The following is a 23,788-nucleotide window of genomic DNA, read 5'->3' as shown; positions in this document are numbered from 1 at the left end:
CCAACCATGATGACACACTTCAAGCTCGAAGATCGTCACAGAGCGCAGCGCGACGCGGTACGGGAGTTCTGCGAGTCGGAAGTCGCCCCCCACGTCGAGGAGTACGAACGGAGCGGCGAGTTCCCCCGCGAAATCGTCGAAGCCGTCGGCGAGGCCGGCTTCCACGGTGTCCCCTACCCCGAGGAGTACGGCGGTGCCGGTGGGGACTACCGGTCATTCGCGATCACGATCGAGGAACTGGCGCGGTGCTGGAAACTGCTCGCCGGCACGGTCTCGGGCGCGAGTTGTCTCGTGGGCTACCCCATCGCCGAGTTCGGCGACGAGTGGCAGAAAGACGAGTGGCTCCGCGGGCTGGCGACGGGGGAGATAGTCGGCGCGCTGTCGATGACCGAACCCGAGGCCGGCAGCGACGCCGCGGCGATGGAGACGACCGCCGAGCGGGACGGCGACGAGTACGTCATCGACGGCCACAAGGTGTGGACCACGAACGGTGCCGTCGCCGACCTCGTCGTCGTGGCCGCCCGGACCGGCGATACCGGGACCCACGACGACATCAGCCTCATCGGAATCCCGAACCCCACCGAGCGGGACGGGTTCGAGGTGGTCCGGGACATCCCCTGCATGGAGGGCGAGGCCGCCGTCGAGAGCGAGATCGAGTACGACGGGCTCAGAGTGCCGGCCGACAACCTGATCGGCGAGGAGGGCAAGGGTTTCCGGTACATCATGGAGGGGCTGGACATCGGCCGGATCGGCACGGCCGCACAGGGGGTCGGCGTCGCGCAGGCCGCCTTCGAGGCGAGCCGGGACTTCGCCGACGAGCGCGAGCAGTTCGGGGAGCCCATCCGGGAGAACCAGGGCGTCTCCTTCAAGGTCGCCGACATGGCGATGGAGGTCGAGTCGGCCCGCATGCTGACGCTCCACGCCGCAAACGAGCGCGACCGCGGCGAGCGAGTCACCAAGGAGGCCGCCATGGCGAAGACCAAGGCGACCGACGTGGCGATGGACGCCGGTGTCGAGGCCGTCCAGATCCACGGCTCCCGCGGGTACTCGAAGGACTATCCCGTCGAGCGCTACATGCGCGTCGCCAAAGGGATGCAGATCTACGAGGGAACCAACGAGGTCAACCGCATCGTCATCAGCAACTCCCTGTACGAGTAACTCGACCGACGAATCACGGCGTCGCCGGGCGTCCGGTCCCTGACCGACGCCGCCCGCTCGTTCTCGGTCGCTCGTCGGCCCGGCAGCGACCGGTCCTCGGTGCTGGGTACCCGCGAAATCCTAAACTCGCTCGAAAAACCTGTGAACCGTTTCCGCAAACCAAACTCGACCCCCGGATCATGGACTGGATTAACGCACTTAGTTCGTTATTTCATCGACCAAGCGTTTTGCTCTGGCAACTTTTGCACGGGGCCGTGCAAAATCATGAAGGATCGGCCGCTGTGCGAGATGGGTCTGGAGACGAGTCGCTCGCGGTCGAGCGCGTGGGTGGAAATGCAGGGGAGAAAGCGTGTGGGAACGGACGGGCCGACTACTGCCCGGTGAACTCGGGGTCGCGGTCTTCGAGGAACGCGCGGACGCCCTCGGTCTGGTCGTCGGTGTCGAAGAGAGCGCTGATGAGGTCGACCTCGGTCCGCCGGCCCTCGTCGAGTCCCTGGCGACTCGACGCGAGTACGGCTTCCTTGGCGTACTGGAGTGCGATGGGGCTTTTCTCGGCCATCTGTCCCGCCAGGTCCTCGGCCTTGTCGTAGAGGTCGTCGTCGGGGACGACGTGGTCGACGAGGCCGATCTCGTCGGCTTCCTCGGCACCGATGACACGCCCGGTGAGGACGAGATCCATCGTCATTCCCTCGCCGACGAGTCGGCGGAGACGCTGCGTACCGCCGCCGCCGGGGATGATACCGAGGTTGATCTCGGGCTGGCCGAACTTCGCGCTCTCGGCGGACACCCGAACGTCGCAGGCCATCGCCATCTCACAGCCGCCGCCGAGGGCGAACCCGTTGATCGCGGCGATCACGGGCAGCGGGAACCGCTCGACGTCCTCGTAGATGGCGGGGATCGACAGGACCTCGCGTTGCTCGTGGACCGAGCGACCCTCGAAGTCGTCGATGTTGGCACCGGAGACGAAGGACTTGTCCCCGGCCCCGGTGAGGATGACCGCGCGTGCGTCCGTGTCCGCTTTGACGTGGCCGAGTGCGCTCCGGAGATCCGTCTTCACCTGCTCGGTCAGGGAGTTGCGCTTCTCCCGGCGGTCGATGGTGACGGTCGCGACCCGGTCGGAGACGTCGACGGCGACGGTTTCGAGGTCGTCGGGGTCGGCGGGTGGGTAGGTCGTCATTGCTCGTCCTCCCAGTTGTAGAAGCCCTGCCCGGTCTTCACGCCGAGATCACCCGCTCGTACCATCTGCTTGACGATGGTCGGCGGTTTGAACACGTCGCGACCGAGTTCCTCGGCCAGCGACTCGCCGATCTCTACCCGCACGTCCCAGCCGTTGTAATCGCCCAGTTTCAGCGGTCCCATGGGGAAGTTGTACCCCTTCTCCATTCCCGTGTCGATGTCCTCGGGCGAGGCGACGCCCTGCTCGACCATCCGCGCGGCCTCCATCCCCAGGATGACGCCGAGACGGGACGTGGCGAAGCCCGGGAAGTCGTCGACGAGGATGCTCGTCCGGCCGAGTCCCTCGGCCAGTTCCTCGGCGCGGTCGACGGTTTCGTCGTTCGTGTGGTGGCCCGTGATCAGTTCCAGCAGTTCCATCTTCACCGGCGGGTTGAAGAAGTGCGTCCCGATGACCCGTTCCGGCGAGTCGGCCGCGCTGGCGATCTCCGTCACCGGCAGCGACGACGTGTTCGATCCCAGCACCGTGTCCGGGCCCGCGTGTTCGTCCAGTTCTTCGAACACGTTTTTCTTCAGGTCCATGTCCTCGGGCACCGCCTCGATGATGAACGTCGGCTCGTCGGTCACCACGCCGATGTCCGTCGTCCCGGAGACGCGTTCGAACGTCGCTCCGGCGTCGTCGATTATGTCGCGGTCCTCGGCCTCCGCCAGGTTCTCCTCGATGCGTGTCAGCCCTTCGTCCACGAGTTCCTGTTCCACGTCACGGATGATCACGTCGTAGCCGTTCTGGGCGGCTAACTGTGCGATACCACTGCCCATCGTTCCGGCGCCGATGACACCGATGGCTTGCTCTGCCATACGGTCGACTCCCGCTGGACCGACAATAGACTTTTCGACGGCGGTATCCGGGCTGCCGCCGGGGCAATCTATTTCACCGGGGGGTGCAAATCCTAGTTTGGCATGAGTACGCACACAGTGGAGAAGCCACAGCAGTGTGGAGTGTCCGCGGAGGACATCGAGAGCCTCCCCCCGAGCGCGAAACTGGTACTGAAATCGCTACACCGAACCGACGGGCAGACGACGAGCGAACTCGCGGCCGAGGCCGACCTCGCCGAGCGGACGATCCGGTACGCGCTGACCCAGCTGGACGAGATGGGCATCATCGAGTCCCGGTATCTGCTCTCGGACCCACAGACTCGCAAGTACATGCTGACGCCCGACGACCAGCGGATCGCCGACCTCCTCGACCGATAGTGTCCCGGAACACGCAGGGGTCCCGCGGTCCCGTAGCCGAGCGGCCGTCCAGACCGCGCTGGCCGCCCCAGCGACCTGTGCCCGCGACACGCCGAGGGGGACGCTGACGATGCCCGAGCGACCGCTCTCGGAGTTGAAAGCCCGCGTCGGTGACTCGCGACGGACCGTCGAAGGGCTCCGCGTCGAGGTCGGCAAGGTCGCGGAGTTCGCGACCGCCCTCCGGGACGAGAACCCGATTCATCACGACGCGGCCGCCGCGGCCGACCGCGGGTTCGACCGGATTCCCGCGCCCCTGACGTTCACCAGAACGGCGTACTTCCCGCGGTACCGGCCGGACGGGGTAGACGGGACGCCCGGCTTCGACCTCGGCTTCCGACAGGCATACACCGTCCACGGCGAGCAGGCCTACGAGTACGAACGGCCGCTGGTCGTCGGCGACGTCCTCAGCGGCGAGACGACGCTGGTCGACGTGTTCCAGCGCGACGGTCGCCGCGGCGGGACCATGACCTTCGCAGTCTCGGAGACGGCGTTTCGCGACCAGGACGGGGACCTCGTCGTCACCGCCCGGTCGACGGCCATCGAGACCGGGGGAGCCATCGACGATGACGACGACACCGACGACGAGGGCGACGACCTCGACACCAGCGGCGACGACCCACCCGCGGCGAACGGCGCTGGGACCGAGGCGACCGCCGAGCGACCGCCGCGCCCGACGGCGACGGCAGGGTCAGTCTCGGTCGGTGACACCGCCCCGCCGCTCGTCGTCGCGGACCTCGAACGGAAGGACTTCGTGAAGTACGCGGGCGCGAGCGGGGACTTCACGCCGATCCACTACGACGAACCGTACGTCAGAGCGGCCGGCCACGACGCGGTCTTCGCCCAGGGGATGCTCACCGCCGGGTACGCGGCGCGCGCCGTCTCGGACTGGCTCGGTCTCGCGACCGTCACCCGGTTCCGAACCCGGTTTCAGTCACAGCTGTTCCCGGGCGAGAGCGTGGTCGTCACCGGCGAGATCGACGAGGTGACCCGGACCGGATCGGGTGCGACGGTCGTCGCGTCGTTCGAGGCCACCACCCGGTCCGACGACGTACTCCTCACCGGCGAGGCCGAGGCCGACCTGCCCGCCGAGTGAACGCGGACGGTCGAACTGGTTACTCTCCCGCAGGGTCCTGCCGCGACCGCTCGCGGTCGGCCAGCGCTATCTCGCGTTGCGGGCCCGACCCGTCCACGACGCGCCAGCGGCGAACGACCAACTCGGCGTCGTCGAGGTCCGCAATCGCGCGCCGGAGCGTCCGGTCCGCGAGCCGCGTCCGCTCGCGTAGTTGCGCCACGGTGAGTCGCTGTGGTGCCGCCCGGTCGACGACCAGATAGGTGAGCTTCGCGCTGGGTGTGAGTTCGCGCAGCCGAGTGGGCCGCCCGTGGCCCGCGGCTGGCGAACTGCGACAGTTCGATGCCATGGTGTGACACCACATATCTCGTGAGACACGAAAAAGACCTTTCGCGGGCGGCAACCGACGATCAGCGGATCACGACCGGGTTCGCGGGCGCACCCGTGCCGCCGACCAGCGGCAGCGGCCCGCTGACGAACAGACAGTCGTAGCGACCGTCGTCGGCGCAGGCGGCGGCGAGATCCTCCAGGGCGAGCAGTTCGGTGATCACGACGCCGAGGTCCCGCAACAGCGCCGGATGGAGCGGGATGAGCGTGTCCGTCTCCCGGGAGTGGGTCTGCTCGGCCGTGAGCGTGTCCGTCCCGTAGACGGCCACGTCGTTGTCGGCGAACCACGCCGCGGTCTCGTCGGTGTAGGTCGGCCCCGGTTCGTCGAGTGTGTCCGGGTCCTCCGGCGGCGAGTAGGCGGCGTAGAACGCCTCGGGCCCCTCGTCGTAGAACAGCGACAGCGCACCGGTCCGGACCAGGACGATGTCTCCGGCTTCCAGCGACACGCCCTGCTCGTCGGCGCAGGCGTCCAGTTCCGCGGCCGTGATCCGGTCGCCGCGGTCGAGGCGATCAACGCCGCGGTGACGGGCCACATCCAGCAGGACGGCGCGTCCGACGATCCCCCGCTCGCCGAGGTGTTCGGCACCGCACCGGGAGAGCCCGCCGACGGTCGTCTCGGCGTCGAAGCCGTTGTACAACTCGTCGTCGTACCAGCTGTGGCCGAGCGCGTCGTGGTGGGTCGTCCCGTGGGTGAACACGTCGACGGCGTCGTCGGAGGACTCCATGAACCCGAACGGCTCGCGGTCGGCCGCCCCGGCGTCTATGTGGCTCTTGTCCCGGACCATCCGGTGGTCGATGCCGTCCCGCGTCGGCCACACGGGATCGCCACCGGGGGCGTTCAGCGGGACGCCGAGCGTGTACCGCTCGCCGGACTCGACGGTCTCGACGGCCCGGAGGACGCGTCCGGCGTCGAGCAGGTTCACTGCGCCGAGTTCGTCGTCGTCGCCCCAGCGCCCCCAGTTGTCGGGGGCGTCGTCGAGGATGTCCTCGATGCGTGGCCGTGCCATCCGGTTACGAGGACGGGTAGTCCGCGCCGATGTCGTCGAAGAAGTTCTTCGCGGCCGGGTGGATCGGAATGGCGGGACTCAGCTTGCCCGAGAGGAACGACTTCTTCTGCCACGCGCTGGCCAGCGAGTGATACTCCGTGAGGCTCTCGACGTTGTCCCACATGATGGTCAGGATCTCGTTGAGGACTTCCTGATCCATCCCCGACCGGACGAAGGTCACGTACACCGTGTCGGTCCACCACTCCTCGGTGCGGTCCCCGTAGTTGGGACCCTCCATCGTGCTCGCGTCGTAGTAACTGCCGTTGATGGTGTCGTCGTCCTGGATCGAGGAGACCGTCGAGTCCGGCCAGCCGATCAGCCACGCGTCCTCGACGATGCTGTACTGTTCCTGGACGTAGCTCGGCGTGAGTTCGGCGTTGATGCGGATGTCGGTGACTGCGTCCGCACGCCCCTCCGCGAGCGCGGATGCCTCCTCGCCGTATCCCAGCGCCAGTTCCTCCATGTCGTCGAGGTTGAAGTCGGCGTGTGAGAGGTGTGCGAGCATCACGTCCCGCATCGCCGTCCCCACAGGGTTTGGCGAGACGGCCGCACCGGCCAAATCGTTCACCGTCCGGATGTCCGTACTCTCCTTCGTCACCAGACCACCCTGGATGTCGTAGTAGTGCCACACCTGCTTGATGTCGTTATCGAACGGCTTGTCCTCGTACGCGCCCAACCCGTTCGTGATCCGGTACGCGTTGAGCGTGTCGGTGTACGCGATGTCGGCTTCGCCACTGTCGAGTAGCCGCATGCTCTGTTTTGCCCCGTCGCCCGGACGAGCCGAGATCTGGATCGAATCGCTGTTCTCGTTCACCACCGCCGCGAGACCCTGTGACATCTGGTACGCCGCCGTGTCCTCCGTCGACGTCATCATCGTCAGTGCCGATCGACCACCGCTGCCACCGCCAAGCGGCCCTGTACACCCTGCCAGTCCGAGCGCACCGACGGTACCCATGGTTGCGAGAGCTTTACGACGGTTGATTCTGCGTGCCATAGTTCCTCATACTTTCTTCATTACAAATAACCACCGGCAATAGAAGTTATACTAGTGATAATACCAAACTAGCTACCGATGGTTTCGTGGTGCCGCCTGGGGAAACTTTTTGTTCGTCGGTTTCGGTTGTAGTCCATATGTCAACCCGTCGCAAAGCAGCGACAGAGGCACTTCCACAGATCGTTCCGCGGAGCCGGGACGACCTGACGGTCAAGCGAGTCGTCAGATTGCTCGTGTACGTTCTCGGCGTCATCACGGTCGGATGGCATCTCTACTACGCATTCCAGGGAACGATGCCCCGCCAGCAACACGCCAACATCCACCTCGGGCTCTTGCTGTCCGTGTTTTACCTGACGACGCTCGATTTCGACCCCGACGGGTGGCGCGATCACTTGAACAACGGGATCTCGGTGGTCCTGCTCGGTGTGATCTCCGCGGGGACGATCTACGTCCACCTCAATTTCTGGCGCTGGCTGAACGAGGCACGGCAGAATCTCATCTACACGAACGTCGACCTGTTCGTCGGGGCCGCGATAATGCTCGTCACCATCCACGCCACGTGGCGCGCCTACGGACGCCTCCTCGGGATCGTCGTCATCGCCGGCCTGTTCTACGGGTGGGCCGGACCGCTGTTCCCAAGCATCCTGTTCCACGGCGGATTCGGCCTCGAACGGCTGGTGTACATGAACTCGGTCGCCATCGGCGGCGTCTACGGGTTCATCCTCGGCGTGGGCGCGACCTGGGTTGCCGTGTTCATCCTCTTTGCCGGGATCATCGAGGGATACGGGGGGCTGGACTACGTCACCAGGGTCGGACGGAACGTCGGGAGCCGGCTCCGCTCCGGCGTCGTCCAGGTGGCGGTCGTCTCCAGCATGCTGATGGGGTCGATCACGGGGAGTTCCGCCGCCAACGTCGCGACCACCGGCTCCTTCACGATCCCGCTGATGCGCGAGGAGGGTGTCGAAGGGAAGTTCGCGGGCGCGATCGAATCCATCGCGAGTACCGGCGGCCAGATCCTCCCGCCCGTGATGGGATCGGCCGCCTTCCTCATGGCCGACATCCTCGGCGTCTCCTTCTTCAGCATCCTCCAGTCGGCGATCCTGCCAGCCCTGCTGTTCTACATCACCGTCGCGTTCGTGGTCCACATCGCCGCGATCAAGAACGGCTGGACCTCCGGAACGGAGGATCTCGTCGACGAGGAGAGCGAGGACTCCTCGATCCTGGAAACGCTGGTCGACACGCTCCCCTACACCGGACCGCTCGCGGTCCTCATCTACACGCTCGTGATCCTCCGGTACGATCCGATGTCCGCGGGGATGTACGGGATTCTGGCCGTCCTCCTGGGCGGGATCGCCCGTGACCTCCTGCTCGACGGCGGGGACTTCCAGACGGTGAAAGCCTGGACTCGCCGCACCGTCGAGGGCTGCAAGATCGGTGCCGAGAACATGGCCCCCCTGACGGCAGTCCTGGCCTCGCTCGGGATGGTCATCGCCGTCATCACCCAGTCCGGGTTCACCCAGCGGTTCTCGCTACAGATGATATCGCTCGCGGGCGGCGTGTTCGTCCTCGTCCTGTTGCTCGCGATGCTGGCGAGCATCCTCTTTGGCATGGGGATGCCGACGCCGGCCGCCTACGTCGTCGTCGCCATCCTGACCGCCCCGGGGCTGGTGCGACTCGGCATCCAGCCCATCACGGCCCACATGTTCGTGTTCTACTTCGCGCTGCTCTCGACGATCACGCCGCCCGTCGCACTCTCCTGTGCCGTCGGCGCGGGCATCGCCGAGGCGCGCTTCTGGGACGTGGCCAAAGAGACCATTCGGCTCGGGCTGTTCGCCTTCGTCATCCCGTTCACCTTCGCCCTGAACCAGGAACTCATCTACTGGAACGGGCTCCAGACGTTCACGACCTTCGGTGCGATCAGCGTCGGACTGCTGATGATGAGCATCGCGCTCGTCGGCTACGACCTCACCGAAAACGTCCCGATCTGGCAGCGTCCGCTCTACCTCGGGCTGGCGGCGGCCATCTTCTTCGTCCCGATGTACACCGTCCAGCTCGGCCTCGCCGTCGTCGGTGCCGTCTGGCTGGGCGTCCTGGTCTTCAGAACGCGCGGGCTGGCGACCCCAGAAACCGCGACGCAGTAACGGCGAACGAAGAACGCAGTCGGTGTTTTCAGTTCGCGTCGACGATGGCGACCGCTCGCACCGGACTGGCCGTCGCGCCCTCGATGGGTAACGGCGTCGCGCTGAACGTGAACCGGTGATCCGGGATGCGGTCGATCCCCCGGAGGTTCTCCGCGACGAGCGTATGTTTCTCGGGCACGTCACGCCGGAGGAACACCTGGTGTGCCGGCAGCGACGTGGCTCCGGCCACGTCGACGTTCCCACAGTCGATCCCGACGAGGCTCACGTCCCGGTCGTGGAGCCACTGGGCACCGGCCTCGGAGAGGCCGGGATGATCGTCGAGGTAGGTCTCCTGATCGTCGGGCAGGTGTCGGTCCCAGTCCGTGTGGAGCAAGACCGTGTCGCCGGCTTCGACCGCGACACCCGCGGCGGTCGCCGCCGCGTCGAGGGCGTCGGGGCCGATGGCCTCGCGCGGACCGGCCTCGGAGAGGTCCAGCCACACTGCCGATCCGTAACACTCCTCCAGGGGTACCTCGTCGATCCCCGCCCCGTCGGGGTGGATGTGGACGGGCGCGTCGACGTGTGTCCCGTTGTGTTCGGCGAACAGGACGAACCCGTTCATGACGGACATGTCCTCGACACCCTTGCCGCGCCAGGTGTCTTCGGTCTCGTCGTGATTCATGCGCGTCCCGGTGAGAAAGACGGGACTCCGGCCGTGAGCCGGGTGGTTGGCCATCTCCTCGTGGATCGTCGCAGTCAGGTCTACCAGTTCGACCATGGGCGGACTTCGGCGAATCGCTCAATAAGAGTTGTCCCCGCGGCGACCGCGCCGCGCCGGCGACTCACTCCCCGTCGAGTTCGGCCGCGGCCAGCATCCGTTCGATCTGGTCACCTTCGTAGCCGAGGCCTTCGAGGACGGTCCGCGTGTGTTCGCCGCGTTCCGGCGGCCGGTCGTCGAGTTCCGGCCGGCCGTCCCCGGTCCGGAACGGTGCGGCCGCCGTCTTGACGGGCGTGTCCCGGTAGACGTTGTGTGATTCGGTCAGGAACTCCCGGGCGGCGACGTGGGGGTCGTCCTCGACGAGTTCGTCGACGGTCCGGACCGGCCCGGCCGGGACGCCCGCCTCCGCGAGCAGTTCACAGAGGTCCGCGCGGTCGTACTCGGCGAACTCCGCTTCGAGGTCGGCGACGAGAGCGTCTTTGTACTCCCAGCGTTTCTCGTTGGTCTCGTAGCGGTCGTCCTCGAGGAGGTCCTGCCGGTCGATGGCCCTACAGAGTCGCTCGTACAGATCGTTGTTGACGACACAGAGGTAGAACGGCTCGTCGTCGGCCGCGTGGAACACCTCGTTGGGGGCGAGGCCCGCGAAGCCCTGGCCCTGGCGCTCGGCCACCTCGCCGGTGCCGGTGTAGTGAGCGATCCAGTACCCCATCCAGGCGACGGCCACCTCGAAGAGGTTCACGTCGATGTGGTCGCCCTCACCAGTCTGCTCGCGCTCGTGGATCGCCGACGCGACGAGGAACGCGGCCAGGGTGCCGGTCCCCCAGTCGATGACGCTCGCTCCGATCCGGACCGGCGGCCTGTCCTCGTAGCCGATCGTCGACATCAGCCCGCTCATCGCCTGGATCACGGGATCGTACGCCGGCCACTCGCTGTAGGGGCCGTCCTGACCGAAGCCCGTCAGGGACAGGTAGACGACGTCGTCGTTGGTCTCCGAGACGGTCTCGTAGTCCAGGCCGAACTTCGACAGCACGCCCGGACGGAAGCTCTCGACGACCACGTCGGCCTCCGCGGCGAGGTCCCGGGCTGCCTGCTGTCCGTCCTCGGTCTTCAGGTCGAGGCAGACGCTCCGTTTGTCCGAGAGGTTGACCGAGGCGAACATCGCGCCGTCGAGCAGGCCACGGAACGCGTCCCCGCCCGGCGGCTCTACTTTGACCACGTTCGCGCCGAGCAGTCCGAGAAACTGCGTCGAGACGGGCCCGGCGATCGACTGGGTGAGGTCCAGCACGTCGATGTCTTCGAACGGTCGCATACACCGATGTGTAGACGGGTCATTAAAATTCCATCCCTCCCGGAAAGCGCCGTCCGGGGCGATTACCGGTCGGCGCGGGCGTCGATGACGCCGTCGGCGGCGAGGGCGTCGATCTCGTCGTCGTCGTAGCCGAGTTCGTCCAGAATTTCGCGATTGTGTTCGCCCAGCACGGGCGCGTGTCGTGGGTCCTGGACCGGCGTCTCCGACAGCGACAGCGGCGTGTCGGTCAGGGTGAGGCGATCCAGTCGAGGGTGGTCGACTTCCCGGAACACGTCGCGCTCCCGGACGTGATCGAGGTCGGCCGCCTCGTCTATCGTCCGGTGGTGGGCCGCCGGGATGCCGGCGTCGTTGAGCCGGTCGACCGCCTCGTCGGCCGGTTGCTCGGCCAGCCACTCCTCGAACAGAGCGGTGAGTTCGGCGGCGTCGTCCATCCGGCCCGCGTCGGTCCGGTACTTCGGGTCCGTCAGCAGGTCCTCGCGACCGATGAGCTCACAGCAGGCCTCCCACATCGGATCGGAGTAGAGCAACAGCGCCACGCAGACCCAGCCGTCGGCGGCCTCGGCGGCTCCGTACAGCATCTCGTCGTTGAAGAAGGCGCTCCGCCCGCCCCGGCGCGGCACCTCCCCGCAGTTGTGGTAGTACTCGAAGGCCGCGTCCATGTTGTGCAGCAGCGACTCCAGCAGCGACACGTCGATCTTTTGCCCGGCCGCGTCGTGGACGTCCCGGTGGCGCAGCGCCGCGAGCGCGCTGATCGCGGCGTGACAGCCCGCGTAGAAGTCCGCGACCGACGACTGGGCGCGGATCGGCGGCTTCCCGTCGTCGTAGCCCATCAGACTCGACAGCCCGGAGACGTGCTGGACGATGGTGTCCATCGCGGGCTTGTTCGCCATCGGTCCCGTCTCGCCGTAGCCGGTGACGTGGACGTAGATCAGGTCCTCGTTGATCTCCCGTAGCGTCTCGTAGTCCACGCCCAGTCGCTCCGCGACGCCCGGCGGCCAGTTCTGGACGAACACGTCGGACTCGGCGACCAGATCGTACAGCGTCGCCATCCCGTCGGGGGCCTTCATGTCCAGACACAGCGACCGCTTGTTACGGTTGAACTGCTCGAACCCGGGATTGAACGGCTCGCCGTCTTTCTCGCGCCTGTCGGTGCGGTAGACCTCGCCGCTCGGCCGCTCGATCTTGATCACGTCGGCCCCGAGGTCGCCCAGGTACGTCGCACACAGCGGGCCGGCGATGGCCTGCCCACAGTCGACGACTCGCACGTCTGAGAGAGGCATACCCAAGCCTGCACGCGCCGTCCCTTAAGCGTAGCCCCGGTGGCAGTGCCGCGGCGGAGCCGCCGTGAAACGACCCCGACCGCACCGCAGTCCCCGACGCCCGGCGACCGCGCCGCTCAGTCCTGACGCGCCCCGGAGTCCAGATTGATGTCCTGTGCGGTGAGGTTGCGGGCGTGGTCGCTGGCGAGGTACGCGACGAGTTCGCCCACGTCCTCGGGTGCGACGATGCTGTCCAGTGGCAACCGGTCGGTCACCCGTTCGGCCATCGCCGCCTCGAAGGAGATCCCGCGTTCCTCGGCCTGCCGCTCGATCATCCGCTCGATCCGGTCGCCTTCGACCGCGCCCGGACAGATCGTGTTCACCGTCACGTCGTCCTCGCCGAGTTCGTACGCCAGGCTGCGACCGAACCCGATCATCCCGGCCTTCGACGCCGAGTAGGGCGTTCGCGTCGGATACGGGTCCTTGGCTGCGATGGACGAGATGTTGACGACACTCCCGCGGTCGCTCTCGCGCAGGTGCGACGCGGCGTGCTTGCACATCAGGAACGCTCCCCGGAGGTTCACGTCCTGTGTCCGATCCCACTCCTCGACGGTCACCTCCTCGATAGGCGCGGTCGGGCCGCCGATCCCGGCGTTGTTCACGAGTACGTCGAGGCCGCCGAACGCGTCTACGGTCGCGTCGACCGCGTCACGAACCGACGCCTCGTCGGTCACGTCCAGTTCCACGGGCAGGGTCTCGGCGTCGTCGCCGATCAGCTCCGCGGTCTCGTAGATGCCGTCGCTGCGCGCGCCGAGGGCCACGTCAGCCCCGTGATTCGCCAGCACGATGGCGATGGATCGGCCGATACCCTGACTCGCTCCGGTGACCAGCGCGGTCTGTCCGTCGAGCATACCCGTTCCTCGTCGCTGGTCCCCTTAGAAGTTCGCCTTACCACACTCAGTACTCGTGAAACCCCGCGCCGGCTTCGCGCCCGGTCCGACCTGACTCGACGAGTTCCACGAGGTGATCGGCCGGTTCGTACCGCTCGGCCCCGTACTCCTCGTGGAGGTCCCGGAGTTTTTCCAGAACGGCGTCCAGTCCGATATCGTCGCCGCGCTCGCAGGGCCCCTCCGGCCAGCCCGTGCCGAGGGTCATCCCGGTGTCGACGGCGTCGGGTGTGGCCACGCCGTCACCGATCAGGTGGGCCGCCTCGTTGATGATGGTGGCCTCGACCCGGAAGGCGTCGAAGTCCTCGCCGTCGCCCGCCTCGTAGTCCACGCCCGCACCGTCTTCGTAGTCGTAGTAGCCCTCGCCAGTCTTCTGGCCGTAGTTGCCCGCCGCCACTTTCTCGTCCATGAGCGGCGGGATCTCGATGCCACCGGCCTCCCGGATGTGGTGGGAGATTTCGATCCCGGTCATGTCGAGCAACTCGAACGGACCCATCGGGTACCCACGGCGGTGGACCATCGCCGCGTCGGCTTCCCTGATCGTGGCCTCGCCCTTCGAGACCATCCAGTTGGGTTCGTCGATGAACGGGCCGAGGACGTTGTTGACGACGAACCGGTGGACGTCTTTCCGGACGTAGATCGGCGTCTTCCCCATCGACTCACAGAACGCGAACGCGGTCTCGGCGATCTCGTCGGTCGTCTCCGCACCGTAGATGACCTCGACCAGGTCCATCTTGACCGGCGGATTGAAGAAGTGCGTGCCGACGACGCTCTCGGGGCGGTCGGTCGCCGCCGCGATATCGGTCACCGACAGCGACGACGTGTTCGATGCCAGGATGGCATCGGCCGGTGCGTGTTCGTCGATCTCCCCGAAGACCTCCCGTTTGATCGCCATGTCCTCGGGGACCGCCTCGATCACCATGTCGGCGTCGCCGACCGCCGCGGCGAGATCCGTGGTCGTGTCGATCCGGTCCAGTACGTCGCCGGGCGCGTCCTCGATCCGGCCGGACTCGGCGAGTTTCTCGACCGACCAGACGATCTCGTCGTGCCCCTCCTGGACGATCTCGGCCTCGACGTCCCGCATCGTCACGTCGTAGCCCGCCAGCGCGGCGACTTCGGTGATTCCGTGCCCCATGTTCCCCGCGCCCAGCACCGCGACGCGGTCGATACCGTCGAGTGTCATACCGTCCGCTGGCGGTGCAGTCACCTTAACGCCACCGCGGGCGGCAACGTCCCCGCTCGACCGACCGTCCGGCGAGTCGCTCAGCGCATCAACTGCCCGCCGTTGACCTGCAGGGTCTCACCGGTGACGTAGCCAGCGTCCCGGAGGTACGCCGCCGCCTCGGCCACGTCTTCGGGTCGACCGAGCCGTCCGACGGGGATCACGTCCCGTCGCTCGCGTTTGTCTTCCGCGTCGTTCGTGGCGTCGGTCATGTCCGTCTCGACGTAGCCGGGCGCGACGCAGTTGACGCGTATCTCCGGGGCGAACTCCCGTGCGTGACTCCTCGTGAGTCCCACGACGGCGGCCTTCGAGGCGGCGTAGTGGCTCTCGTAGGCGGCACCGTCGAACGCCAGCCGCGAGGCAACGTTGACGACCGACGGCCCCGGTGTCGCCGCGGAGTCCCGGAGGTACGGGAGCGCCGCCCTGGTGACGGTGAACGCGCCGGTGACGTTGACGTTCAACACGTTCGCGAACGCGTCCGGTGAGAGGTCCGGCGTGTAGACGTGCTCGTTGATCGCCGCGTTGTTCACGACGTGATCGAGGCCGCCGAACGCGTCGACGGCCCCGTCGACGAGGTCGGTCGCCGCGACGGGGTCGCCGACGTCGGCCTGGATCGCGACGGCCTCGCTGTCGGTCTCGGCCTCGATCTCGTCGACCGCTGCCGCGGCCGCTCGCTCGCTCGTGTTGTAGTTCAGGACGACGTCACAGCCGTCCGCGGCGTACTGGCGGGCGATAGCCCGTCCGATCCCTCGGGACGATCCGGTTACGACGGCGACTGGCATACCGCCCAATCGGCGGGGGCACCTACTAATCTTTCCCGGCCGGAACCGGCAAGACCAGACAGAACAGCGCGGCGAGCAGCGTGAGCGCGGCGAGTGCAAAAAACGCCTCGTCGAACAGGTTCAGGTCGGCCATGACGCCGACGGCGGTCGAGCCCAGCGACCCCACCAGCAGGTAGAACGTCCTGAGCAGGCCCAGACCGCTCGCCTGCCCGTCGTCGGGCAGCGCCGCGACGGTGTAGGAGAAGACGATGGGCCAGTTGCCGAGCTGGATGCTCAACGCGAGGACCGCCGGGACGAGCGTGGCGAACCCGGAGACGAACGGGAGCGCGAACAGCGTCGCGGCGCTGGCGAGCAAGAGCAGCGCCATCGTCCGTCGCTTGCCGAACCGGTCGCCGAGGTTGCCACCGACGACCTGTGCGACGACACCGCCGGCGAAGAACACGCCGAACAGCGTGGCCGCCAACTGCGTCGACAGCCCCTTCGCCGTCACCAGATACGTCGTGAGAAACGCCGTCAACCCCTGGTAGACGAAAAACATCACCAGCATGATCGCCGTCGCGAGTACGACCTCACGGTTCCACAGTCCCGCGACGAGGCCGGGCAGGTCTTCGAGAAATGACCCGGTGTCCTCGGCCTTCCCCGCGTCCGGCGGGACGACTCGCCAGGCGAGGAGCGTCCCGACGGCGAACAACGGGACTGCGAAGGCGAACCCGTACTGCCAGCCGACCACGGCGGCGAGGACGCCGGCCACGACCGGCAGGATCGTCGTCCCGACGTTGCCTGCGGCCGAGCAGATGCCGATGGCGGTGCCATCACGATCCGGATACACCGCCGAGAGGACTGTCACACGCGGCGTGCCGTACACGCCGGTCCCGACTCCGAACAGGACGATGCCGAGGAGAAACACCGGGACACCGGGCGCGACAGCGAGCAGTGTCGTCCCCGCGAGGCCGGCGGCGAACCCGAGCGTCAGCACGGATCGACCGCCCACGCGGTCGGCGACGACCCCGCCGGGCAACTGCAACAGCGCGGCGACGCTCAGGAGGATCGTGTAGACCGACCCGGCGATCGTGTTCGAGAAGGCAAATTCCGCGCGGATGCTCGGGAACAGCGCCGGGACGGTCAGCCGCACGCCGAGCAGGAGGAACCAGCCGAACCCGACGACCACGAGCACGCTCAGCCGCTCGTCCACCAGCGGCGAGGCTCGAAGTGATCGCCTGGCTCTCGTCAGGTCCGGGAACACGGTCGCCCGTTCCCGACCCTTCGATTTCAATCTTACCTTGTGGTAGTTGCTACCACACGCCAGACGCCGGTCTGGAAAATCGCAACGGGTGGGAAAGAAATAACGTACTAAGTACGTTATCGTATCGACACCCTCGCCGAATATGTCTGTGTTTCACAGATCCGACCGTGCTGATTCGCCCTCGACTGGACGGGCCGACCGGCGTTGGTTGGACGGGCAGGTTCGGGAGTCGGGTTCGCATCTGCCGCAGTCGGTGCAGCTAATGTGGGTCAGTGAGAACGCCCGGTCAGTGATCTCAGCCGCGACACTGCTCGGTGAGGACGCTCCGATCATCAGGGACCGTAGTTTCCAGTTGCTGTTGCTCGCGAACTTCAGTCCGCCGCTGGGGAGTGCGCTGATCTCGCCCCTGCTGGACACGCTCGTCGGGCCGTTCGCCGTGAGCGAGGCCGAGATCGGGCTGTTGATGACCGCGTTCACCGCGCCGTGTATCGTCCTGATTCCACTCGTTGGTGTGCTGGCCGACCGGGTCGGACGGAAACTCGTCATGATCGGGGGCCTGCTCTGTTTCGGGGTCGGTGGCGTCGCCATCGCGTTCACGACCGACTTCCGGGTGGCGCTCGCGCTCCGGCTACTGCAGGGGATCGGGTTTGCCGGCCTGACGCCGATCATCGTCACGAGCATCGGCGACCTCTACCGCGGCGGTGCCGAGGCGACGGCCCAGGGCGTCCGGTTCGCCACGTCGGGGTTCACGCTGATGACGTTTCCCCTGCTGGGTGGGGCGCTCGCCGCAATCGCCTGGCAGTACCCCTTCTTCCTCTACGCGCTCACGTTCCCGACCGCCGTGTTGATCGCGCTGTTTTTCGAGGAACCGACCAACGAGGACACGCGTCGCGGGAGCGCCGACACCGATCTCGGCGACCTCCTGCAGTTCGTCTCCAGGCCCCGGGTGGCCTCGGTGCTGGTCGGTCGCGCCATCCCGAACTTCCTCTACACCGCCTTCCTCACGTACAACTCCTTCGTCGTCGTCCGGCTCATCGGCGGGAGCCCGGGCGAAGCCGGGTTGCTGATTACGGCCGCCAGCGTCTTCCATACCGCCTCCGCCACGCAGGCCGGCCGGATCACCGCGCTGTTCGACAGCCGGCTCTACCCGCTACTGGGCGCGAACCTGTCGATGGGCGCGGGCTTCGCGGTCGTCGGTCTCGCGGGGTCGCTCCCGGCCGCACTCCTCGGGAGCGCCGGCGTCGGACTCGGGTTCGGAACGTCGCTGTCGCTGTACCGGAGCGTCATCACCGGATTCACCGTCGAGTCGCTCCGTGGCAGCGTCGTCAGCACCGGGTCCGCCCTCGGCCGGGTCGGTGCCACCGTCGCCCCTATCGTCATGGGTGCCGCCGTCGCGTCCGCCGAACCGCTGATCGGGTTCGACGCCGCCGTTCGCGGCACCGTCGTCGCCGCGGCCCTACTGTGTGGCATCGGCGGGACGGGCTGTCTCCTGATCGCTCGGTGGTCACCCGCCGTCGATCCCACCGCTAGATAAAGCCTCGGTCGCGGCTCCGCATCGCCTCATCGCTCACAACGCCGTCCTGCACCCCCTCGCATTCTTCCAGCCCCCACAGCTATATGGCTCGTGCAATCACAGACGCTGGTATGCGCGCTGCTGTCTACCCCGACTCCGGCGATCCCGCGGACCTCACCGTCGAGACCGTTCCGGAACCCGACTCCGACCCGGGGCAGGCCATCGTTCGCGTCCAGGCGTGTTCGGTCAACCATCGCGACCTCTGGAAACTCGAGGGGACGCGCGAAACCGGCGACGGATTCGTCGGTGGTGCCGACGTGGCCGGCGTCGTCGAACGGGTCGAACCCGGTCGCCGGGAGCTGTCGGTCGAACCCGGCGACCGAGTCCTGCTGTGCCCACTCCTGACCTGCGGGACCTGTCGGTACTGTCGGGAGGGGCCGGAGAACCTGTGTGCCGAGTACGACAGCTACGACGGCGGGTTCGCCGAACGAGCGGCCGTCGAGGCCGACCGCCTGGTCGCGCTCCCGGACGGCGTCGACTTCACCGCGGCCTCGACGCTCCCAATCGCTTACATGACTGCCTGGCGGATGCTCGAACGGGCGTCCGTGACCGCTGGCGACCGCGTGTTTGTTCCCGGTGCCACGGGTGGTGTCGGCGTCGCGACAGTCCAGCTGGCCGGGGTCCGTGGTGCCGAGACTATCGGCACGTCCACCTCGGCGCGGAAACTCGACCGCCTCCGCGAACTGGGATGTGACGTTACGATCGAGACTGACGACCCCGACGAGATGGTCGACCGCGTCGAGGATATCGGCTCCGTGGACGCCACGATCAACCATCTCGGAGGCTCGTACGGTCGGGCTGGCATGGAGGTCCTCCGTCGGGGCGGGACACAGGTGGTCTGTGGACGGACGGCGGGCGATACCACGGAACTCGATCTCTGGGACACCTACTGGAACCAGAAGACGCTGCGTGGAAGCACGCTGGGGACACAACCCGATCTCGAACGAGCCGTTTCCTTCCTGGGCAACGGCGACATCGAAGCGATAGTCGCCGACACCTACTCGCTGGCCGAGACCTCGCAGGCGTTCCTCGACATGACCCGCCGGGATTTGTTCGGGAAGGCCGTCGTAAGGCCACAGGCGTGAGTGAGGGTCCCGTTTCTCGGATCCCTGCGGTACCGCCGGGCCCAGGTTTATGTGATCGCCGTGAGTCGTTCACACAATGAACTTCGAACTGGGCCAGGAACGACGGCTGATCCGCGAGCAAATCCGGGAACTCTGTGCCGACTTCGGCGACGAGTACTGGCGGGAGAAGAATCGGAACCACGAGTTCGCCTGGGAGTTCTTCGATACCTTCGCCGACGACGGCTGGTGTGGCATCACCATCCCACAGGAGTACGGCGGGCAGGGGTACGGCGTGCAGGAGGCCGCGCTGGTCCAGCAGGAGATTGCCCGCTCGGGCGCGGCGATGGCCGGCACCTCGATCACCTCCCATCACGTCTTCAGTACGGCCCCACTCGTCGAATTCGGCGACGAGGAACACAAGCGACGGTACCTGCCGAAGATAGCGGACGGCGACGTGATGGTCTGTACCGGCGTGACCGAACCGAACGCGGGCACCGACACCTCGAGCATCGAGACGGTCGCCGAGCGCGACGGCGACGAGTACGTCGTCAACGGGCAGAAGATCTGGACTTCGAAGGCTCAGGAAGCCGACGTGATCATGTTGCTCGCCCGCACCGCGCCCCGCGAGGAGAGCGATCGGTTCGGCGGGCTCTCGCTGTTTTTCACCGAGTTCAGCAAGGACACGGACGGCGTCGACGTCAGCGAGATCCCCAAGGCCGGCCGCGGCGCGGCCGACTCGAACGAAGTCTGGTTCGACGACGTACGCATCCCCGCGGCGGACCGCATCGGCGAGGAAGGTGACGGATTCAGCTACCTGCTCTCGTTCGCCAACTCCGAGCGCATCAGTATCGCCGCGAACGCGGTCGGCATCGGGCAGGCCGCCGTGGAGAAAGCCGCCGATTACGCCCGGGAACGGGAGGTGTTCGACAGTGCCATCGGCTCCTATCAGGCGATCCAGCACCCGCTGGCCGACGCCTGGAGCAAACTCGAACTCGACGAGCTGGCGGTCCGAAAAGCCGCGTGGCTCTACGACAACGACGAGGACGCCGGAGCCGCGGCCAACGCGGCGAAGCTACGGGCCAGCGAGGACGCCCTCGAAGCCTGCGAGCGGGCGATGCGCGTCCACGGCGGAATGGGTTACGCACAGGAGTACGACGTCGAACGGTACTGGCGCGAGACGATGATCAACGTCATCGCACCCATCTCCAACGAGATGGTGAAAAACTACATCGGTCAGCACGTCCTCGATCTGCCACGGTCGTACTGACGGTAACCACCGGGAAAGCGGCAAAGGTGGCACTGCCCGGGCCGATTCATACGTCTCGGTCCAGTACGAATACGTGGCGCGGTGCCCAGTCCAGCCCATCGGTAACCATGGTGGCGTTGTCCCTGTGGCATCGGCCACATCTCGGACCTCTCACCTCCCGTTTTCGAGATCACCGACGCATTACTCCTCCGCTTGTTGAGAGACGTATCCCCGACGGAGTGCGCGACCGATCGGAACGCGCGAGTGACAGCCCTCACACTCGACTTCGAGCGTGACGTGGACGTCGATGTCACCGCAGGCCGACAGTTTTCCCTTGCTGACGAGCGACCGAACGGCGTCTTCGAATTTCTCGGTGGCGTGTTCACGCGTGTACTCGATCGCGTCTCGTTCCCAGTCGGTCGGTTCCACGTCGCGTTCGAGATTCAGACACTCCTTGAAGTGGGTGCGGACGACACCGTAGGAGACGAAATCGACGAGTAGGGCCTCCACATCGATCCCCTCGTTGCGAAGGTCGGTCCGGACCTCGGCGGCGACCGTCTCGTCGTCGTCCCGGAGCCGTTCGTACTTCGATTCGGGTTCGTTGCCCAGCGTCGACAGCCCCGCGCGGTCCATCTCGCGCCTGAGCATCATCGTGTTCAGCCACTCCGCGAGTTGTCGGTATCCCTTTCGCTGTGGTTTGTCGGCTTGCCACTGGTCGACCAGCCGATCTTCGTATTGCTCCATATCCCGCTCGTCCAGCACACGACACACCTTACACCCGTACTCGCTCATGGTCGGCGATAGGCCACCGGAAAACATAGGTTTTGGCGTGATTGCTCCACTGGTTCCGGCAACCAGCACCATCCGGACCGTCTCCAGCCTCGTCCGTCTTTACAGCGATCTTCGGTTGGCTCGACTACGACCTGGCAGGGCAGATTGTGTATAGCGACATGCGATTTATACGTTCGGACGCGGACACGAATAGACAAGGATGGAATAAAAAATATCTGATAGCTACTGGCGAAACCCCGGCTCAGACCAGTGAGTAGATGTGAGTCTCGTAGGTTTCCCGGACGCGACTGCCCCAGTTGTGGGTGTAGGTGTCGATCACGTCCGACGCCACGTCCCCGCGGAGGTACTTGACGATACCGCGATCCCCCGTCCGGTCCCGGAGGTGAGTCGTGAAGAAATGCCGGAAGTAGTGAGGTGTGACGTTCTCGTCGGCCCCGCCGCCGGTCCGGTACCAGCCCATGCGTTCGGCGTTCGTGGCGACGACGTGATGGACGGCGTCGATAGTGACGCGTTCGCCCCAGTTACGGCTCGTGCTGACGAATACCGGTTCGGCCGGGGAGACGGGGTCCGGTCGGACGGCGAGCCACCGCTCCAGTGTCGCTTTCAGCTCCGCGTCGACGGGGACGACCGTCGCCCGCTTGCGTTTGTTCGACGCGTCGCGGCGTTCACCGTTGATGCGTTCGCCGCGTTCCGGTGCGTCGTCGACGTAGATGGAGTCCGGTCGGCCCTGTAACTGGGGTCGAATCTCGTCGATCCCGGCGTCGGACAGGGCCACACCCTCCAGGTTCAGGTCGCGAATGTCGAGATTGCACAGTTCGCCGGACCGCATCCCCGTCTTGAGCAGCGTCGTCACGATGGCGTCGGCCAGCGGATGCTGGATCGTCTCGACGAATCCCCGCATCTCCTCGATGGAGAGGTCGCGCCTGGTCGGATCGGTGTGGATCGACTCGTCCATCTCCTCGATGACGACGGTCATCGGATTCGCGTCGAACACGCCGACCTGGACCATGTAGGAGTAAAACCGGTGGAGGTAGGAGGCGTACGTCGCGATGGAACTCTCCGCGTGCGAACCACGGAGCGTGTGGATCCAGGACATACAGTCCCGATAGGACGCATCGTCGAGAGTCCCCATCCCGTTCGCGTCGAGATACGTCTCGAACTCCCGCAGAACCCGGTCGTAGGAGTTCCGTGTCCGGGCCGATTTGCCCTGAAACTCGATGTCCTGGAGGAAATAGGCCACCGGATCGTCCGGCGTCTCGGCGGACTGGGCCTGGCTCATTCGTCCTCCAGAACGTAGCCGCCCTGTCGGGGGCTGTGCTGAATGCGTGGACTCTCCTGAAGCGTCCGCTCCAGCTCTGACTCGATGTCGTCGGTCACGGCGGTCACGAGGTCGTCCCAGGAACAACAGCCCCGCTCGCGCAGTTCGGCGACGATCTGTGCCTCCAGCCCCTGATCGTTCTCGGCCGATGGATTCGTGGACGCGGCTCCGTCGATGCCGCCCTCGAAGCCCCGACGACCGGCCTGTACCATCGAGCGGACGAACTCGCTCAGACTCATGTCCATCCGGTCGGCCTGTCGGCTCCACTCCTCCTTTTGATACGCCGGGACGTACGTCCGGACGCTGGTCCGAGATGTGTCGACGTCACCGTCAGCGGACATGTTCGATTACTCGGACGCCGGTGACTAAAGCTTGTCCCCACTAACCCGAATAAGGGAGGTTATTTGTGCTGATAAGCCCCCAAACACGCCGACCATATTTTGTTATTTGTATTTGTGGTATTGTTCAGATCTCAGTATAGTGCTAAAAATCAGGATATTAATTTGGGCCCTCCCGACGGGCGCGGATGATCAACGGATCAGTGAGAGTTGGTATCTATCGACCTGACCCCAGGGGTCGAGGGCCCGAAGTTCCCCCTGCAGTGAATCCCACTCTCACTCACCACGTTGCTCGTGAAGAATCGACCCACTGCGCGATACGTACTATTCGGGCAGTCGGCATCGGTGACGAGTCTCCGACCTCAGAGAATGCCAGATACCGAAAGTCCCCCGGCGGTCGTCGCAAGCCAGTCGTGTAAACCGTATCTGGCTATAAGCAAGACGACACTCGTCGTGAGGGGGAGAGTGGTTAGAATGTCGTCACTTTCCCCGAACCCGACGCGGGGCGTTCACTCGGGGGAAAATTCGTCACTGGTCACGGTGGCACTGCAGATCACACAGCCTTTCTCGATGAGGGTCTCACGCATCGCGTCGTTGACCTCCAGCGACTCACCGCACTCGTCGCAAACGAACCGATACTCCGCGGCCCCGTTTTCGACCATCCGTACGGGGAGTATGCGTCCAAGGGATAAATGAAGCCCTCTGTTTCCAGCCGAGCGGGAATTGCGCTGGCTGGC

22 protein-coding genes and 1 pseudogene are annotated in these 23,788 nt (G+C 66.1%); 7 read left to right on the top strand and 16 right to left on the bottom strand.

Features of this window, described 5'->3' with window-relative positions:
• Positions 1 to 6: 6 nt before the first annotated feature.
• Positions 7 to 1,158: an acyl-CoA dehydrogenase family protein gene (locus tag ACOZ4N_RS05230; RefSeq protein ID WP_424018877.1), complete on the top strand. Its 1,152-nt coding sequence runs from the start codon at positions 7 to 9 to the stop codon at positions 1,156 to 1,158.
• Positions 1,159 to 1,528: 370 nt separating this feature from the next.
• On the opposite strand, the gene ACOZ4N_RS05225 is transcribed toward ACOZ4N_RS05230, so the two are convergent.
• The gene (locus ACOZ4N_RS05225; protein ID WP_424018876.1) at positions 1,529 to 2,335 is read right to left on the bottom strand and encodes an enoyl-CoA hydratase/isomerase family protein; all 807 of its coding nucleotides are present in this window, start codon (positions 2,333 to 2,335) and stop codon (positions 1,529 to 1,531) included.
• Positions 2,332 to 3,189, bottom strand: coding sequence for a 3-hydroxyacyl-CoA dehydrogenase family protein (locus ACOZ4N_RS05220; protein ID WP_424018875.1), 858 nt, complete (start codon positions 3,187 to 3,189; stop codon positions 2,332 to 2,334). The genes ACOZ4N_RS05225 and ACOZ4N_RS05220 overlap by 4 nt, the downstream gene beginning before the upstream one ends.
• A 102-nt stretch (positions 3,190 to 3,291) precedes the next feature.
• Between ACOZ4N_RS05220 and ACOZ4N_RS05215 the strand changes: the two genes are divergently transcribed.
• Positions 3,292 to 3,585: a winged helix-turn-helix transcriptional regulator gene (locus ACOZ4N_RS05215; protein WP_424018874.1), complete on the top strand. Its 294-nt coding sequence runs from the start codon at positions 3,292 to 3,294 to the stop codon at positions 3,583 to 3,585.
• A 109-nt stretch (positions 3,586 to 3,694) separates the two neighbouring features.
• Positions 3,695 to 4,717: an FAS1-like dehydratase domain-containing protein gene (locus ACOZ4N_RS05210; protein ID WP_424018873.1), complete on the top strand. Its 1,023-nt coding sequence runs from the start codon at positions 3,695 to 3,697 to the stop codon at positions 4,715 to 4,717.
• A 19-nt stretch (positions 4,718 to 4,736) separates the two neighbouring features.
• On the opposite strand, the gene ACOZ4N_RS05205 is transcribed toward ACOZ4N_RS05210, so the two are convergent.
• From ACOZ4N_RS05205 to ACOZ4N_RS05195, 3 genes are all read right to left on the bottom strand, one after another.
• Complete coding sequence (locus tag ACOZ4N_RS05205; protein ID WP_424018872.1) at positions 4,737 to 5,042, bottom strand: ArsR family transcriptional regulator; 306 nt, start codon at positions 5,040 to 5,042, stop codon at positions 4,737 to 4,739.
• A gap of 61 nt (positions 5,043 to 5,103) precedes the next feature.
• Complete coding sequence (locus ACOZ4N_RS05200) at positions 5,104 to 6,087, bottom strand: cyclase family protein (protein ID WP_424018871.1); 984 nt, start codon at positions 6,085 to 6,087, stop codon at positions 5,104 to 5,106.
• A gap of 4 nt (positions 6,088 to 6,091) precedes the next feature.
• Positions 6,092 to 7,081 carry a TAXI family TRAP transporter solute-binding subunit gene (locus ACOZ4N_RS05195; protein WP_424018870.1) on the bottom strand — a complete coding sequence of 330 codons (990 nt, stop codon included), beginning with the start codon at positions 7,079 to 7,081 and terminating at the stop codon, positions 6,092 to 6,094.
• Between the two features lie 176 nt (positions 7,082 to 7,257).
• On the opposite strand from ACOZ4N_RS05195, the gene ACOZ4N_RS05190 reads away from it, so the two are divergent.
• Positions 7,258 to 9,261 (top strand): TRAP transporter permease, encoded by a 2,004-nt coding sequence (locus tag ACOZ4N_RS05190; protein ID WP_424018869.1) that lies wholly within the window; start codon positions 7,258 to 7,260, stop codon positions 9,259 to 9,261.
• 28 nt (positions 9,262 to 9,289) lie between these two features.
• On the opposite strand, the gene ACOZ4N_RS05185 is transcribed toward ACOZ4N_RS05190, so the two are convergent.
• The 7 genes and pseudogenes from ACOZ4N_RS05185 to ACOZ4N_RS05155 all read right to left on the bottom strand — a co-directional run bounded on the left by ACOZ4N_RS05185 (position 9,290) and on the right by ACOZ4N_RS05155 (position 16,720).
• The gene (locus ACOZ4N_RS05185) at positions 9,290 to 10,018 is read right to left on the bottom strand and encodes a cyclase family protein (RefSeq protein ID WP_424018868.1); all 729 of its coding nucleotides are present in this window, start codon (positions 10,016 to 10,018) and stop codon (positions 9,290 to 9,292) included.
• 64 nt (positions 10,019 to 10,082) lie between these two features.
• Complete coding sequence (locus ACOZ4N_RS05180) at positions 10,083 to 11,267, bottom strand: CaiB/BaiF CoA transferase family protein (RefSeq protein WP_424018867.1); 1,185 nt, start codon at positions 11,265 to 11,267, stop codon at positions 10,083 to 10,085.
• 62 nt (positions 11,268 to 11,329) lie between these two features.
• On the bottom strand, positions 11,330 to 12,547 hold the full coding sequence (locus ACOZ4N_RS05175; RefSeq protein WP_424018866.1) for a CaiB/BaiF CoA transferase family protein: 1,218 nt from the start codon (positions 12,545 to 12,547) through the stop codon (positions 11,330 to 11,332).
• A gap of 116 nt (positions 12,548 to 12,663) precedes the next feature.
• Positions 12,664 to 13,437: an SDR family NAD(P)-dependent oxidoreductase gene (locus tag ACOZ4N_RS05170; RefSeq protein ID WP_424018865.1), complete on the bottom strand. Its 774-nt coding sequence runs from the start codon at positions 13,435 to 13,437 to the stop codon at positions 12,664 to 12,666.
• Between the two features lie 49 nt (positions 13,438 to 13,486).
• Positions 13,487 to 14,656 (bottom strand): annotated as a pseudogene (locus tag ACOZ4N_RS05165) (3-hydroxyacyl-CoA dehydrogenase); the annotation flags it as partial.
• Positions 14,657 to 14,736: 80 nt separating this feature from the next.
• Entirely contained in the window at positions 14,737 to 15,477 is a 741-nt protein-coding gene (locus ACOZ4N_RS05160; RefSeq protein ID WP_424018864.1) for an SDR family NAD(P)-dependent oxidoreductase, read from the bottom strand.
• A gap of 25 nt (positions 15,478 to 15,502) precedes the next feature.
• Complete coding sequence (locus tag ACOZ4N_RS05155) at positions 15,503 to 16,720, bottom strand: MFS transporter (protein ID WP_424018863.1); 1,218 nt, start codon at positions 16,718 to 16,720, stop codon at positions 15,503 to 15,505.
• Between the two features lie 289 nt (positions 16,721 to 17,009).
• On the opposite strand from ACOZ4N_RS05155, the gene ACOZ4N_RS05150 reads away from it, so the two are divergent.
• The 3 genes from ACOZ4N_RS05150 to ACOZ4N_RS05140 all read left to right on the top strand — a co-directional run bounded on the left by ACOZ4N_RS05150 (position 17,010) and on the right by ACOZ4N_RS05140 (position 20,624).
• Positions 17,010 to 18,254, top strand: coding sequence for an MFS transporter (locus ACOZ4N_RS05150; RefSeq protein WP_424018862.1), 1,245 nt, complete (start codon positions 17,010 to 17,012; stop codon positions 18,252 to 18,254).
• A gap of 110 nt (positions 18,255 to 18,364) precedes the next feature.
• Positions 18,365 to 19,378, top strand: coding sequence for an alcohol dehydrogenase catalytic domain-containing protein (locus ACOZ4N_RS05145; RefSeq protein ID WP_424018861.1), 1,014 nt, complete (start codon positions 18,365 to 18,367; stop codon positions 19,376 to 19,378).
• 76 nt (positions 19,379 to 19,454) lie between these two features.
• A complete protein-coding gene (locus tag ACOZ4N_RS05140; RefSeq protein ID WP_424018860.1) occupies positions 19,455 to 20,624 on the top strand; it encodes an acyl-CoA dehydrogenase family protein in 1,170 nt (389 codons plus the stop codon).
• Positions 20,625 to 20,804: 180 nt separating this feature from the next.
• Here ACOZ4N_RS05140 and rdfA read toward each other — a convergent pair whose 3' ends face one another.
• The 4 genes from rdfA to ACOZ4N_RS05120 form a co-directional block, all read right to left on the bottom strand.
• Positions 20,805 to 21,395: a rod-determining factor RdfA gene (gene rdfA / locus ACOZ4N_RS05135; RefSeq protein WP_424018859.1), complete on the bottom strand. Its 591-nt coding sequence runs from the start codon at positions 21,393 to 21,395 to the stop codon at positions 20,805 to 20,807.
• 241 nt (positions 21,396 to 21,636) lie between these two features.
• The gene (locus ACOZ4N_RS05130; protein WP_424018858.1) at positions 21,637 to 22,674 is read right to left on the bottom strand and encodes a tyrosine-type recombinase/integrase; all 1,038 of its coding nucleotides are present in this window, start codon (positions 22,672 to 22,674) and stop codon (positions 21,637 to 21,639) included.
• Positions 22,671 to 23,054, bottom strand: a complete 384-nt coding sequence (locus ACOZ4N_RS05125; protein WP_424018857.1) for a DUF5805 domain-containing protein — start codon at positions 23,052 to 23,054, stop codon at positions 22,671 to 22,673. The genes ACOZ4N_RS05130 and ACOZ4N_RS05125 overlap by 4 nt, the downstream gene beginning before the upstream one ends.
• A 506-nt stretch (positions 23,055 to 23,560) precedes the next feature.
• Positions 23,561 to 23,713, bottom strand: coding sequence for a DUF7560 family zinc ribbon protein (locus ACOZ4N_RS05120; protein ID WP_424018856.1), 153 nt, complete (start codon positions 23,711 to 23,713; stop codon positions 23,561 to 23,563).
• Positions 23,714 to 23,788 lie beyond the last annotated feature (75 nt).

The sequence above is a fragment of the Halorientalis pallida genome, from assembly GCF_049605515.1.
Classification (GTDB): Archaea; Halobacteriota; Halobacteria; order Halobacteriales; family Haloarculaceae; genus Halorientalis; species Halorientalis pallida_A.
This window is presented reverse-complemented; position numbering and strand designations above follow the sequence as displayed.